The organism is Nocardia callitridis (assembly GCF_039543305.1).
Taxonomy (GTDB): domain Bacteria; phylum Actinomycetota; class Actinomycetes; order Mycobacteriales; family Mycobacteriaceae; genus Nocardia; species Nocardia callitridis.
In genome coordinates this window covers 673,354-687,786 of sequence record NZ_BAABJM010000002.1, presented here as the reverse complement: position 1 = coordinate 687,786, position 14,433 = coordinate 673,354, and the positions used below count along the sequence as shown (strand labels likewise).

Annotated in this window: 11 protein-coding genes; 7 read left to right on the top strand and 4 right to left on the bottom strand. The window is 66.5% G+C overall.

Features of this window, described 5'->3' with window-relative positions; translation table 11 throughout:
* The first annotated feature begins 75 nt into the window (after window positions 1–75).
* Together ABEA50_RS11910 and ABEA50_RS11905 are read left to right on the top strand one after the other, a co-directional pair.
* Window positions 76–1,767, top strand: a complete 1,692-nt coding sequence (locus tag ABEA50_RS11910) for an alpha/beta hydrolase (RefSeq protein WP_345495349.1) — start codon at window positions 76–78, stop codon at window positions 1,765–1,767.
* Window positions 1,768–1,855: 88 nt separating this feature from the next.
* Complete coding sequence (locus ABEA50_RS11905) at window positions 1,856–2,332, top strand: LppA family lipoprotein (RefSeq protein ID WP_345495348.1); 477 nt, start codon at window positions 1,856–1,858, stop codon at window positions 2,330–2,332.
* A gap of 75 nt (window positions 2,333–2,407) precedes the next feature.
* On the opposite strand, the gene ABEA50_RS11900 is transcribed toward ABEA50_RS11905, so the two are convergent.
* On the bottom strand, window positions 2,408–3,277 hold the full coding sequence (locus tag ABEA50_RS11900; RefSeq protein WP_345495347.1) for a TIGR03619 family F420-dependent LLM class oxidoreductase: 870 nt from the start codon (window positions 3,275–3,277) through the stop codon (window positions 2,408–2,410).
* A 493-nt stretch (window positions 3,278–3,770) separates the two neighbouring features.
* On the opposite strand from ABEA50_RS11900, the gene ABEA50_RS11895 reads away from it, so the two are divergent.
* Window positions 3,771–4,280 (top strand): hypothetical protein, encoded by a 510-nt coding sequence (locus ABEA50_RS11895; protein WP_345495346.1) that lies wholly within the window; start codon window positions 3,771–3,773, stop codon window positions 4,278–4,280.
* A 9-nt stretch (window positions 4,281–4,289) separates the two neighbouring features.
* Here the strand turns inward: ABEA50_RS11895 and ABEA50_RS11890 are convergent, their stop codons facing one another.
* Together ABEA50_RS11890 and dnaE are read right to left on the bottom strand one after the other, a co-directional pair.
* Complete coding sequence (locus ABEA50_RS11890) at window positions 4,290–5,528, bottom strand: MFS transporter (protein WP_345495345.1); 1,239 nt, start codon at window positions 5,526–5,528, stop codon at window positions 4,290–4,292.
* A 471-nt stretch (window positions 5,529–5,999) separates the two neighbouring features.
* The gene (gene dnaE, locus ABEA50_RS11885; RefSeq protein ID WP_345495344.1) at window positions 6,000–9,545 is read right to left on the bottom strand and encodes a DNA polymerase III subunit alpha; all 3,546 of its coding nucleotides are present in this window, start codon (window positions 9,543–9,545) and stop codon (window positions 6,000–6,002) included.
* A gap of 172 nt (window positions 9,546–9,717) precedes the next feature.
* Between dnaE and ABEA50_RS11880 the strand changes: the two genes are divergently transcribed.
* On the top strand, window positions 9,718–10,740 hold the full coding sequence (locus ABEA50_RS11880) for a LysR family transcriptional regulator (RefSeq protein ID WP_345495343.1): 1,023 nt from the start codon (window positions 9,718–9,720) through the stop codon (window positions 10,738–10,740).
* A 7-nt stretch (window positions 10,741–10,747) separates the two neighbouring features.
* On the opposite strand, the gene ABEA50_RS11875 is transcribed toward ABEA50_RS11880, so the two are convergent.
* Window positions 10,748–12,085 carry an alpha/beta hydrolase family protein gene (locus ABEA50_RS11875; protein ID WP_345495342.1) on the bottom strand — a complete coding sequence of 446 codons (1,338 nt, stop codon included), beginning with the start codon at window positions 12,083–12,085 and terminating at the stop codon, window positions 10,748–10,750.
* Window positions 12,086–12,198: 113 nt separating this feature from the next.
* Here ABEA50_RS11875 and gloA2 point away from each other — a divergent pair, with 113 nt between their 5' ends.
* From gloA2 to ABEA50_RS11860, 3 genes are all read left to right on the top strand, one after another.
* A complete protein-coding gene (gene gloA2, locus ABEA50_RS11870) occupies window positions 12,199–12,585 on the top strand; it encodes an SMU1112c/YaeR family gloxylase I-like metalloprotein (protein ID WP_345495341.1) in 387 nt (128 codons plus the stop codon).
* Window positions 12,586–12,671: 86 nt separating this feature from the next.
* A complete protein-coding gene (locus ABEA50_RS11865) occupies window positions 12,672–13,775 on the top strand; it encodes an LLM class flavin-dependent oxidoreductase (RefSeq protein WP_345495340.1) in 1,104 nt (367 codons plus the stop codon).
* Window positions 13,772–14,380 carry an FMN reductase gene (locus ABEA50_RS11860; RefSeq protein ID WP_345495339.1) on the top strand — a complete coding sequence of 203 codons (609 nt, stop codon included), beginning with the start codon at window positions 13,772–13,774 and terminating at the stop codon, window positions 14,378–14,380. The genes ABEA50_RS11865 and ABEA50_RS11860 overlap by 4 nt, the downstream gene beginning before the upstream one ends.
* Window positions 14,381–14,433: the final 53 nt, after the last annotated feature.

Genomic DNA, 14,433 nt, shown 5'->3' with positions numbered 1-14,433 from the left:
CACCCCTCCGTGCGGTCACGTGTGTCCGTTACGATACCGCTTGCACACGATGCCGACTCTGGGGGACGTTGATCGATGCAGCTGCCGGATGTTCGCTGGTGGAACGAACTCGCACTGGAAATGTTGGAAGCGTCGTTGTCCCGTCGAATCACCACCGTCGGCGATGTGGCGGCCCAACTCGCGGATATCGGCGCATTGCCGGGCTGGCAGGGAGATTCGGCGGACGCGGCTCGAAGGAGATTCGCCGTCACCGCAGACCAGTTGACCGACGAGGCGGCGGCATTGGGCGCGGTGCGGGAAATGACCACGCAGACAAGGCAAGCCGTCAAACATCTGAAGGCCACGCTCGCGGAGATCGATCAGACTGCCACCACGCACGGACTGGAGGTATGGGACACCGGACATGTCACGATCGCCGACGCGCCCGGTGCCCCCGACGCGGCCTCGGTGGCGGCGTTGCGATCCGAACTGGAAGACGCTGCCCGCGCGGTGATCCGCCAGGCCAACGACATAGACGCCGACGCCGCCGCCGTCCTGAACAAGGCCGCCGACGGCAAGATAGCCGACAAGGAAGCGACCGACGTGACCACCGCTGCCGCCACCGGCGCTGCCCAGGGTGGCCTGAGCGCCCTCGCACCTCCGGAAAACGCCACCCCCCAACAGAGCAAGGAATACTGGGACACCCTCGACGACCGACAACGCCGCGAGGTGATCGACCAGCACCCTGAGTGGGTGGGTAATCGCGATGGCATCCCGGCAGCTGCCAGACACGAAGCGAACGTCAACCGCATCGATGCCGAGCGAAGCCGACTGACGCGAGAACGCGACGACCTGCAAGCCGCGCTCGCTGGCGCACCCAACGGGGCCAGCTACCCCAACGCGCCTGATCCGAACGGTGCGGACAAGGCGCAGCTGGCGCGCGTCGAGGCGAAGTTGAAGGACCTCGACACGATCGAGGTGATAGTGCGAGAGCACCCGCTCGACCCGGCGAAGCCGGACCAAGGTGCGCGTCTGCTGCTGTTGGACATGCAGTCCGGCGAAAAGGGAATGGCAGCCATCGCGGTAGGCGATCCCGACAATGCCGACCACGTTTCGGTGACTACGCCCGGCGTGGGAACCACCATCCAGTCGATGGACGGGATGGTTCGTGAGGGTGAAGCACTGCAACGCGAGGCGCAGGATCAGTTGATCAAAGCGGGCCGTCCCGGTGAGCGAGTCGCCACGATCGCCTGGCTCGGCTACGAGCCGCCCCCGGACCTGGGTCTGGACGCGGCGACCACCGGGAGAGCGAAGGAGGCAGCGCCGCATCTGGCGAACTTCTTCGGCGGCGTGGATGCGGCGTCCAACAAGCCCGACCCACACATCACCGCGCTGGGGCACTCCTACGGCTCGTACACGACCGCGCTCGCGTTGCAGGATCCCGGTCCTGGGCAACCGGTGGACGATGTGGTGTTCTACGGCTCGCCCGGAGTGAACGCCAACGACGAGCCGGATCTCGGTGTACAACAAGGTCACGCGTACGTGATGCGAGCACCCGACGACCCGATTTCGCTCGCCGACGGTTTCGGCGTTTTCGGACCCGACCCGGTGACCACGGATCTGGAGCAACTGTCGGTGGCGGAGACCACCACGCAGGACGGCGTGCATCGTGAGGACTCGAACGGTCACAGCGAATACCCGCGGCCCAGTGCCAACGGTGAACTGCGCACGGCTACATACAACATGGCCGTCGTGATCGCTGGCCTGCCCGAGCTCGCGGTGCGTTGAGGCGATGACGAATCGTGCCGCGGGAGTGGTTGCGGCGGTCATTCTCGCGGCGATCGTAGGAGGGTGCGGGGGCAGTGTGGAAAAGCCGGTGACAAAGGACGAGATCGCACACGCCGAGGAGAAAATGCGGAAGCTGCCCTCGGTGGTCGATTCCGAGCGTGCGGTGGCGTCGATCGTCCAGCAGATCGCGGACGCCGCTGAAACCATTGCGCCGGAATTGGACTGGTACCCGATCGCGAACGGCGCGCAGGGGACCCTGGGCTGTCCATCGCCGTATCTCGAGACCAACGGTGTCTCGAGGACCACCGGTTCGCTCACCTCGGCTGTGCCGATCTCGGACAGCGATTGGCCCGCCGTGTTGAGTGTCGCTCGCGACATCGCCGGGCGCAACGGGCTCACGTCGTTCACCGTGCGAGTCGATGTCGCAGGACGTCATGATGTGGTGCTGCATTCCCCAGACGACGGCAACGAGATCAAGCTGGGCACCTACAAGGCCGCGCTCGTCAACGGTTCGACCGGTTGCCGTTTCACCGAGGAGGACCTCCGCAAGCAACCGGGAAACTGATCCCGGTCACTCAGTGGAGCGAAACCCTCGATACCGCGATGTTTTGTCGCTCAGCAGGATGCGAGCACGCTGTGCTCAGTTCCCGCTCTTGGCGATGACCGTCTCCGCGAAGCGTTCCAGGTTGGCGATCTTGCGGTCGAGCGGTTCGGTGTCGGCTTCGCGGGTGTAGGGCAGGCGGAAGCCGACGATGACGTCTGTGACCCCCTTGTCCTCGAGGCGCTTCACGCCGTCGACGGTGAAGCCGTCCATGGAGATGACGTGCACCTCGAAGTCCTCGCGGGTGCCGTATTCGGTGCGCAGTTCGCCGAGCCTGGCCAGCAGTCGGTCGAGGTCGTCACCACCGGCGTGCATCCAGCCGTCGCCGCGTTGGGCGGCTCTGCGCAGTGCGGGTTCGCTGTGGCCGCCGATGAGGATCGGGATCGGTTCTGTGGGGACCGGGGTGATCTTGATCGGCGGAATGTCGTAGAACTTGCCCTGGAATTCGAAGTAGCCCCCCGCCGTGAGACCGCGCACGATGTCGATGCATTCGTCCATGCGCGCCCCGCGCTTCTGGAACGGCACATCCATGATCTCGAAGTCCTCCGGCCACGGGCTGATGCCGACGCCGAGGCCGAAGCGGTTGCCGCTGAGCGCGGCTACCGAGGCGGCCTGTTTGGCGACCAGTACGGGTGGACGGATGGGCAGTTTGAGCACGAACGGGGTGAACCGCAGGGTGGTGGTCGCGGCGGCGAGTGCGGCGCTGAGCACAAAGGCTTCGATGAACGGCTTGTCGTCGAGGAATTCGCGGCTGCCGTCGGGGGTGTAGGGGTAGGTGGAGTCGGAGTCGCGCGGGTAGGCGACGCTGTCGGCGATCACCATCGACGTGTACCCGGCGGTCTCCGCGGCCTGGGCGAGCGGAATGTAGTTGGCGGGGTCGGTCATGGTTTCGGCGTAGGTGAAGCGCATGGATCGCCTTTCGTGCGAGGGGCGGGTCGGCATGGTCTTCGCCACAATGCCCACGTGGTCAATCAATCACTCGAAGCTTTACATCGTCAACCTGTTCGGCGCGGGGACACGGCGCGGGCGGATGCCGATGTCGGTGGATCGGGTCGGTAGTCTCGCTGTCGAGCGGGCGGCGTGCGAGTGTTTCTCGAAGTGTCGGTTCGGTGTGTGGGCAGGGGGTGAGCATGTGCTCACGGTCTCGCCGAATGTCGAAATATCTGTCAGTGCAAGGGTTTCCGAGCGAGCGGCGCACTGGTTCGGGGTGTGGCAGCGGAGATTCCGGACAGTTAGCCGGATCTCGGTGTCCATACCAAAGCTAATGTTCGGTTAATTGCCAGATATGCCTGGTCCGCGTGTGCAATAGTGGCGACCGGACTCAGTGGGGGATCCCCGCTGATCGCCGGGTTGAGCCACGCTGATCACAGAAATCGCAAGGGGAGCGAGGGTTTCCGAGTTGGTGACGATCGCGCAGTTGCGGGCCGTACTGGCCATACTGCACGTCGACCCTGATCGGGTCGGCGCACACATTCCGCCGGACTCCGATCGGGGACAGGCGACACAGCAAGCTGTCATGGTGGGGTTGCTACATCGACTGGCCAGTGCCGAACTACGTCGGGTTGTCACGGCGTCGGCGAGCGACCGCGACACCGCCAATGCCGCGGTGGAGAGCGAGCCCGTGCTCGGCGACAATCCCGCGGAGCAGGCGTGTTTCGACGCGAGCCTGCTCCAGTTGCGCATCGGCGCGCTCGCGGCGAACACGAAGGTGGATCCCGCGCCGGTGCTGTTGGACGCGGCGGCGCGAGCCGCTGACGCGGCGGGGGTGTTGGTGCGGTTGAGTCGCGAACCGCACGGCGCCGACGCCGAATCGCGGTGGCAGCGTGTGTTGGAAGATCTCAGCGCCGCCTACCACCTGAGCAACGACGAGCACGTGAGTGCGGCGAATGTCATGACCCAGCCGATTCGTTAGGCCCGCCGCCTATTCGGGCCGGTCGCTGGACCGGCGCGTGCCTACCCACCAGGAGGCGAGGGTGGCCACGGCGGCGACGGTCCCGACGACGATCGCGAAAACCACACCGGCTGTGCGCAACCCCCACAGTCGCGTGGCCATCCCTTCGCCGACCACCGGCACGGAGATCGCCAGGTAGGCGACGACGAAAAGGGTCGAGGTGATTTCCGCGCGCCGGTCGGGCGGCGCCGCCTCGGAAACGCTGGTGATCGCCTTGCTGAAGCTCATCCCTTGTCCCGCACCGGCGACGAGCGCCCCGAGCACGAGGAAGCTCGCCGAGGAGGTGAGTAGCGCGGTCAAGATCAACAGAATGCCCACCAGCAAGCTCGCGCCGCCCAGTGTCAGCGCGCGGGAGGTGCGCAGGCCCCGAGTGCCGAGCTGCGCGCCCACGGAGCCGATGAAGATCAGCGACACCACCAGCCCCGCGACGGCATGACTGCGCACCTCCAGGATTTGTTCGAGAAACGCGGGCACCACGGCGGTGAACAAGCCGAGCACCGCGAACCCCGCGAAGCTGACGATGGCGGCGGGCACGAATGCCGAGCGCACCTGCGCGGGCACCGCCAACGCTTGCGGTCGCAGCCGCCCACCCTCGACTTTCGGCGCGGTCTCCGGCACCACCAGCACCCCGATCGCCGCGACGAGCAACAAGACGACGTGCACCGCGAACACCAAATGCAGTGGCCAGCGCAAATATTGCACGAACACCCCGCCGATCAGGGGCCCGAGCCCGAGCCCGCCCATATTCGCGACGGTCGCGACGATCGCGGCCTTGGCACGATGCGCGGGCGCCGCGGCCTCGATGACGGCGGCGGTGGCGGCACCCGCGAAGATCCCGGCGGAGATACCCGACAGCGCCCGCCCGATGAGCAACTGCCACACCGGCCCCGCGGTGAGAAAGGTGAGGGAGCTGGCTGCCGAGATCACGATCCCCGCCAGCAGCAGCGGCTTGCGCCCCAACACATCCGACCAGCGCCCGACACCGATGAGCGCGGCGATCACCCCCGCGGCGTAGGTGGCGAAAATGACGGTGGTGGTGAGCACCGAGAAGTGCAGCCGTTGGGCGTAGAGCGCGTACATCGGGGTGGGCAGGGTGGTGGCGAGCATGACCACCGTGAAGGTGTAGGTGAGAATCGCGAACGGCGTAGGCGCCAACCGCCGACCGGGACGGTGATCGCGGGTCGGCTCGGTCCCTCGTGCGACGGCCATAGACGATCGAACCTACCAGCCGTGCGGTCGTTGTCCGGTGGGCGTGAACGAGTGGTACGCGGGCCGATAATCGGAGCCGGTGCCGCGCTCGATCGCTGGTGACCCGGCGGGATCGAGCAGGAAAGCGGTATCCGTCAGCGTGCTTCGCCGCGAACGAGCGGGCCGTGCGGTGGCACGTGCTCGACGCCACTGTCTGCCGCGAACCAGGTGGCACGGGGCGATTCCCCGCCGAGACGATGACGTCCGGCGGATGCGGCCGTCGACGCGGGAAGCCTCGGCGGCGCCGCCGAAACTGTCCACCACGAGCGGATCTGCCACGTTCGTCGGCACCGCCGATGGGTCGCGGCGGCTTGCCTCACCGTGGCATCGCCTGGCGTGGCGGCGACATGATTGCCAGCGATGAGCCGCTGTATCGCATCGGCTTCCGGCCCGAGCACCGCCCCGTATGCCACGGGCGGACAACAAGGGGTGTTATCCGGGCTGTGCGGTCGTGCAGGTCGGCCCGAGCAGTGCCTTCAATTCACCGAGCAACGCCGGGGACGGTGTCACCCGAAGCGCGGGATCGAGTGCGAAACCGACGCGTTGCCGATGCCCGATGAAATCGATCCTGATCTCGGTGTCGCCGGGATGTCGGCGCAGTGCCTCGCGCAGTGCCAGTACGGTGTCGCGGGTGCACACCTGGACGGGCATGCGGAGCGTGATCGGTCGGCGACCGTCGCGGTGCAGGTCGGGGTCGGTGACCGTGGCCCCGAAGACCGAGAGCCGCCCCTCGCGCACGTTGATGTTCGCGTGGACCAACACGATCGCGTCCTCGATCAGCGCGGGAGCGGCCTCGGCGAAGGCGGCGGGGAAGAACAGCACCTCGATGCTCGCGTCCAGGTCTTCCAATCGCACGATGGCCCACGGCTCACCCTTCTTGGTGACCCGCCGCTCGACCCCGGCGACGATGCCGCCCAGCAGCACCGCGCGCCCGTGCGGAATCCGTCCGTCGTGGATCGCGGTGATGGCGGTGTCGGCGACGGCGGCGAGCCGGTCGGCGACATCGTCGAGGGGATGACCGGTCACATACAGTCCCAACATCTCGCGCTCGAACGCCAGCACCTGCGCGGCGTCCCATTCCTGGTCGGGTACCGCCACATCGAACACCGCACCGGCCTGTTCGTCGTCGCCGCTGTCGGCGGCGAACAGGTCGAACTGGCCGACCGCGGCGGCTTTCTTCATGCCGAGTACGGCGTCGACGGCGTCCTCGTGAACAAGGTGTAATCCCTTGCGCGGGTGGCCCATCGAGTCGAACGCGCCCGCCTTGATCAACGAATCGGTCACCTTCTTGCCGCAGGCGGCGGAGTCCACGCGCTCGAGATAACGCGAGAACGTATCGAACGGTCCGACGCCGCGCGCCGCGACGATCGAATCCACCACGTGTACACCGACATTGCGCACCGCGCCGAGCCCGAACCTGATGTCGTCACCGACGCACGAGAAGGTCGCGATCGAGGTATTCACATCCGGCGGCAACACCCGAATGCCACGCTTGCGGCAGTCGGCCAGATAGATCGCGGACTTGTCCTTGTCGTCGCCCACCGAGGTGAGCAGCGCCGCCATGAATTCGGCGCAGTAGTTGGCTTTCAGGTATGCGGTCCAGTACATGACCAGGCTGTAGCCGCCCGCATGCGATTTGTTGTAGGCGTATCCGGCGAAGGGCAGCACCGCCTCCCACAGTGCGGTTACCGCGGCGTCGCTGTAGCCGTTGGCGCGCATGCCCGCACGGAAGTTCTCGAACTCCATGGCGAGCACTTCCGGTTTCTTCTTACCCATCGCACGGCGCAGCAGATCCGCCTGTCCGAGGGTGTACCCGGCGACCTTCTGCGCGAGCTGCATGATCTGCTCCTGGTAGACGATCAGCGCGTACGTCTCGCCGAGGATTTCGCGCAACGGCTCGTCGAGTTCCGGATGGATCGGGGTCACCGACTCGCGTCCGTTCTTGCGATCGGCGTACGACCAGTGCGCGCCGACCCCCATCGGCCCCGGCCGATACAGCGCGTTGGAGGCGATGAGATCGTTGAACTCGGTGGGCGCCATCTTCAACAGCAATTCCCGCATGCCCGCCGAATCCAATTGGAAGACACCGAGATTGTCGCCACGCGCCAACATCGCGTAGGTGGCGGGATCGTCCAGGCCGAGGGTGTCGAGGTCGATCTCGATGCCGCGGTTGCCGCGAATATTGTCGAGGCAGTCTCCGATCACGGTCAGCGTGCGCAGGCCGAGGAAATCCATCTTCAGCAGGCCGATGGCCTCACACGACGGGTAATCCCATCCGGTGATGATCGCGCCGTCCTGCGGGCGCTGCCACAGCGGAACCACGTCGATCAACGGCTCCGAGGACATGATCACCGCGCACGCGTGCACACCCGCGCCACGCACCATGCCCGCCAGGCCCGCCGCGGTGTCGTAGATGCGGCGCACCTGCGGATCGCTGTCGATCAGCGCGCGCACCTCGGCGGCCTCGCCGTAGCGTTCATGGGTGGGATCCATGATCCCGTGCACCGGAATGTCTTTCGCTGCCACGGCGGGCGGTAGTGCCTTGGTGATGCGGTCGGCGATCGCGAAACCCGGCTGCCCGAACTGCACCCGTGCCGCGTCCTTGATCGCGGCCTTGGTCTTGATGGTGCCGAAGGTGATCACCTGCGCCACCCGGTCGGCGCCCCAGCGTTCGGTGGCGTAGCGGATCATCTCCCCGCGCCGACGATCGTCGAAGTCGATATCGATGTCCGGCGCCGAAGGGCGCTCCGGATTGAGGAACCGTTCGAACAGCAGCCCGTGCACGATCGGGTCGATATTGGTGATCGCCAACGCGTACGCGACCAGCGACCCCGCCGCCGAACCACGGCCGGGTCCGACCCGAATGCCCACCTCGCGCGCGTGCGATACCAGGTCGCCGACCACGAGGAAGTAGGCGGGAAATCCCTTGTCGCGGATGATGTCCAGCTCGAACGCGGCCCGACGCGAGTAGTCGTGCGGGACCCCGTCAGGGAAGCGCCAACGCAATCCCGCGTCGACCTCGTGGCGTAACCAGCTGTCCTCGGTATGGCCGTCGGGTACCGGGAACACCGGCATCCGGTCGGTGAACGCCCAGATGTCGTCGTAGCGTTCGATCCGTTCGGCCACCAGCAGGGTGGCATCGCAGGCTCCCGGCACCTCGTCGTCCCACAGCGCGCGCATCTCGGCCGAGGACTTCAGGTAATAGCCGTCGCCACCGAACTGGAACCGCGTCGGGTCCGAGAGCGTCTTACCGGTCTGTACGCACAGCATGGCCGCGTGCGCCTCGGACTGGCTGCGCAGCACGTAGTGGCAGTCGTTGGTGGCCAGGGGAGTGAGCCCGGTCTTCGCGCCGACCGCGAGCAGATCCTCGCGCACCCTGCGCTCGATGCTCAGCCCGTGATCCATCACTTCGAGAAAGAAATTGTCGGGGCCGAAGATCTCCCGCCAGGAGCCCGCCGCCTGGTATGCCGCATCGAATTGGCCCAGCCGCAAACGGGTTTGGACCTCACCGGACGGACAACCCGTGGTCGCCAGTACCCCTTCGGCGTGCTCGGCGATCAGTTCCGCGTCCATCCTCGGCCACTTGCCGAGCCTGCCCTCCAGTGAGGCCAGCGACGACAGCTTGAACAGATTGCGCAGCCCGGTGCTATTGCGGGCGAACATCGTCATGTGCAGATAGGCGCCCGAGCCCGACACGTCGTCGCCGCGCTGCCCCGCCGACCCCCAGAACACCCGCTTGCTCGACCTGCGTGACTCCGGTGCCACATACGCCTCGATACCGATGATCGGCGTGACCCCGGAACCCTGTGCGCGACGGTAGAATTCGGCCGCACCGTACATGTTGCCGTGATCGGTCATGCCCACGGCGGGCATCCCGAGTCGCTGTGCTTCGGTGAACAGCGGGTCGATCTTCGCCATCCCGTCGAGCATGGAGAACTCGGTGTGGTTGTGCAGATGTACGAACGAGGCCTCGCTCATCGATTCCACCTTGTCGCGCTCGCCGACCCGCCGGGCCGTGCGGACACCTGATGGTTGTAATCTGATGTCCGCGAATCTCGTTGGCTCACGTATCTGACCAGTGGATATAGTCGATGTCGAACAACGGGCGCGCGGAAGAGGACAACCATTAGTTGTGTAGCGAGGTGACGGGGTGGATCTGGATCTGGCCGCGATACGTGCGTTCGTCGCCGTCGTCGACGACGAACAATTCGGCCACGCTGCCACCGCGCTCGGTATCAGCCAGCAAGCGGTGTCCAAACGCATCGCCAAGCTGGAGACACAGGTCGGTGCGGCACTGTTGGCGCGCGGATCCGGCCGCACGGCGCCCACGGACGCGGGCGCGCGACTGCTGCCGCACGCGCGCACCATGCTCGCCGCCTGCGCCGAGGCCGTCGCCGCCGTACACGCACGTCCACGACCACTGCGAGTCGCGGTGTTCGCCGAACGCATCGCGCCTATCGAACTGATGCGCAACTATTTCGCGCTACACCCCACCGCCGACGTCGAACTCGTCCTCCCCAACGGTGCCCTCTATCGCACCGAGCCGGCAACCGATTCCGCCGCGGCCGACTTCGTGTGCAGTACCCGCGACTTCCTCGTCGACGGCCGAGTCGACGCCGCCTTCGCCCGCGCGCACGGCGGACCGCGACCACTGCCCGGTCACATCAGTGCCTGCCCCGCCTACCGCGAGCCACTGCACCTGCTCGTGGGTAGGGAACATCCCCTCGCACACCGTTCTTCGGCCACCCTGGATGAGATCGTGCCCTACACCGCGTGGGTGCCAGGCGCCGTCGTCGCATCCGAATGGGCCGACTTCTACCGCGAGCTCACCGCATTCAGCGGCATCGTGGTCGAAACGGGAAGCCACCCCGACGGATTCGAGAAAATGGTGGACCGGGTCGCCACCTCCGCGAGCATGGTCACCTTCGTCGGTGACGGCGGCCGAACCCCCTGGCATCCGCACAGCCGTCAGCTGACCATCACCGATCCGACACCCGCCTACCCGTGGTCACTGCTGTGGTCGACGCGCAACGACCATCCGGCGTTGCCGCCGCTGATCGAGTACTTCGCCGCCGGGTACACCCCGGACTCGCCCGCCACCTACTGGGTACCCGATAGCGATCGAGTGCTCTTCACCCGAGGGGTACCGAGTCCGATGGGTGTGTCCGCCTGACCCCGAACTAGGCGGGTGGGGCCAGCTGTTGAAACCAGTCCAGGATCTTCGGCATGGCGGTGCGTGCCGTGCCCGTGTGATCGAGGTTGCCGAGATCGTTCAACGTAATCTCCTGCTGGCCTGAGTCATTCGGCACGGTGCCGCTCGGCCCCGGGCTGGTTGGCGTCGGCGTGCTCGGCGCCGCATCATTCCGTGAAGGTGGTGAAGGTGGTGAAGGTGGCACGGGTGCGTTGGTGTTCGCGTGCAGATCCCGCACGCACGCTTCGGAATTGGCGTACGGCACATCACGGTCCCCGGACGCCGCGTAGAGGCGCACCGGCACCTTCGGTGACCAGTCGCAGGCATTGTCGCTGTCGGTCATCGCGCGCAACACGGCACCCGTTGGGTGCGTCGCGAGGTCGACGAATCTCGGAGTGAGCAGATGTCGCGGCGTGATCGCCAACCCCAAGGCGATGGACAGCATGTCATGCGTCCCGTCGAGCAACCCCTCGACCTTCGAGGCCGACGGCTCCTGGAACGCCTCCTGCGGAGTGTCGTAGAGGTGATAGATACGATTCATCGAGGTCAGCCAATAGGCCACATAGAACACCGCCGAAGCTGGTTTCACCCGCCCATCGAAAGCAGCGGGCAGTTCGGTGTGCTGAATATCGAACGGCCCGCTCACCGGAGCCGCCGCCGCGAGCCGGAATCCCGGTGCCTGGCCTTCCTGCAATGCCCTGCTGAACGCCATCGCGGCCTGCCCGCCCTGCGAGAACCCGGTCACCAGCACCTCGGGATCCAGCTCACGTTGTCGCTGTGCTGCCATCGCACGCGCGGCCAACAGCAGGTCGACCGACGCGCTGGCCTCCGACGGCGCGTGCGCGTACGGATGGAAACCCGGGCCTTCGCCGAGGCCGAGGTAGTCGGGCGCGATCGCCGCATACCCGCTGGCGGCGAACATGAGGGCGCGCGCCCGGTCCTCGCCCGACGCATCGACCGAGGGCGCGTCCGCGCGCGCCGACATCGTGCCGTGCTCATAGCCGACCACACGCGGTCGCGGATTATCGGTGTCCGGCAACACCACCAGTCCGGTCGCGGAGGTTTGCCCGCCCTGCGGGTCGATGGTCCGATATTCCACCCGAAACGCCTCTACGCCATTGCGCACCGGCACGTCGATGTCGCGCTCGGCGAGCGCGGCTCGCGCCTGCTCCGCGTTCAGCTGACCGAGCGGAGTGGTCGAGACGATGGTGCCGCGCTCGGGTGTGGGAGTCGGCGCGGTCGGGGTCTGCGACGAGCACGCGAGCGAACCGCACCACAGCGCGAGTACCCCGAGGACGGCGACGATCGAACGTGCTGGCGTAACCATGGATGCTCCGAGTCTCGGGACGTGACCGGTGGGAACCGGTTGCGGCTGTTCGGCTTCGGTGGCGACGGCTCGGGCTCCCGCGTGGCGTGCGGCGCCTGAGTTACCGTCGCCCGGTGGAACTTCTAGGGATTCATCACGTCGCGATCATCGCATCGGACTACCAACGGTCCAAACGGTTCTACACCGAGGCCATGGGCTTGGCGGTGATCGCGGAGCAATACCGCGCCGAACGGCGTTCCTACAAACTGGATTTGGCGATTCCTGGCGGAAGCAGGATCGAGTTGTTCTCCTTTCCCGACCCGCCCGCGCGCCCGACGCGCCCGGAGGCGACCGGGTTGCGGCACCTGGCCTTCGCCGTCCGCGATGTCGCCGCGACATTGGCCGACCTGCGCGGCAGGGGAGTGCGGACCGAGCGACTACGGGTCGACGAGGTGACCGGCAAGCGCATGGCATTCTTCTTCGACCCCGACGACCTGCCGTTGGAGTTGTACGAGGTATGAGGCGATCGGAATAAGCGGACCGTGGTCCGTGTTCTCCTGGTTGCCACATCAACAAGTTAGTCCAGTATCGAGTCCGAGGAGTTCTCGTGCAGTTCGGAGTCTTCACCGTCGGCGACGTGACCACCGACCCGACCACCGGCACCACACCCACCGAGGCCGAGCGGATCAAGGCGATGGTCACCATCGCGCAGAAGGCCGAAGAAGTCGGCCTCGACGTATTCGCCACCGGCGAGCACCACAACCCGCCGTTCGTCCCGTCCTCACCCACCACCATGCTCGGCTACATCGCCGGCCGCACCGAGCGCATCCAACTCTCCACCGCCACCACCCTGATCACCACCAACGACCCGGTGAAGATCGCCGAAGACTTCGCCATGCTGCAACACCTCGCCGACGGCCGCGTCGACCTCATGCTCGGACGCGGCAACACCGGGCCCGTCTACCCCTGGTTCGGCAAGGACATTCGCGACGGCATTCCCTTGGCCATCGAGAACTACCGCCTGCTGCACCGCCTGTGGCGCGAAGACGTCGTCGACTGGGAAGGCAAGTTCCGTACCCCGTTGCAGTCGTTCACCTCCACCCCGCGTCCGCTCGACGACGTGGCGCCGTTCGTGTGGCACGGGTCCATCCGCAGTCCGGAGATCGCCGAGCAGGCCGCCTTCTACGGTGACGGATTCTTCGCCAACAACATCTTCTGGCCGAAGTACCACTTCCAGCGCCTCATCGAGCTCTACCGTCGCCGCTACGAGCACTACGGCCACGGAAAGGCCGACCAGGCCATCGTCGGACTCGGTGGTCAGGTCTTCATGCGCAAGAACTCCCAGGACGCGGTGCGTGAATTCCGCCCCTACTTCGACAACGCGCCCGTCTACGGGCACGGACCCTCGCTCGAGGACTTCACCGAACAGACCCCACTCACCGTGGGCAGTCCACAGCAGGTGATCGACAAGACACTCACCTTCCGTGAGACCTTCGGCGACTACCAGCGTCAGCTGTTCCTGATGGACCACGCGGGACTGCCGCTACGCACCGTGCTCGAACAGCTCGACCTGCTCGGCGAAGAGGTCGTGCCCGTGCTGCGCAAGGAGTTCGCCGCGAAACGTCCCGCCCATGTCCCCGACGCACCGACACACGCCTCGCTGCTGGCCGCGCGCGCCGACAACACCACCGAAAAGGAGCGCACGTCATGACCCGAATCGCCGTCGTCTCCGGTGGCCTGTCCTCGCCGTCGTCGACCAGGCTGCTGGCCGACCGTCTCGCGGCGGGAACTGCCGCGGCCCTCTCGGCGCTCGCCGATGACGCACAGGTCGAGGTGATCGAATTACGTGACCACGCCCACGAACTCGCCGACAACCTGCTCACCGGATTCCCCGCCGAGGGATTGCGTGCCACGATCGAACAGGTCGTTTCCGCCGATGGGTTGATCGCCGTCACCCCGATCTTCAACGCGTCCTACAGCGGACTGTTCAAGACGTTCTTCGACGTGTTCGAGCCCGACGCGCTCACCGGGATGCCCGTCTTGATCGGTGCCACCGGCGGTACCGCCCGACACTCGCTCGCCCTGGAGCACGCGGTGCGCCCGATGTTCACCTACCTGCGCTCGATTGTGGCGCCCACCTCGGTGTACGCGGCATCCGATGACTGGGGCTCGGCCGACGGGCTCGCCCCACGCATCGAACGCGCCACGGCGGAATTCGCGAGTCTGCTCACCGAACGACCACGCCGAGCCCCCGCCGACCCGTACCGTGACAGCGTGCCCTTCGAACAACTGCTCGAGGCTCAGCTGAAGCCGTGACCAGGCGACGGGTCGCCGGCGCTACTTCACCGCCCCGGCCGGGGCGGTGTTCG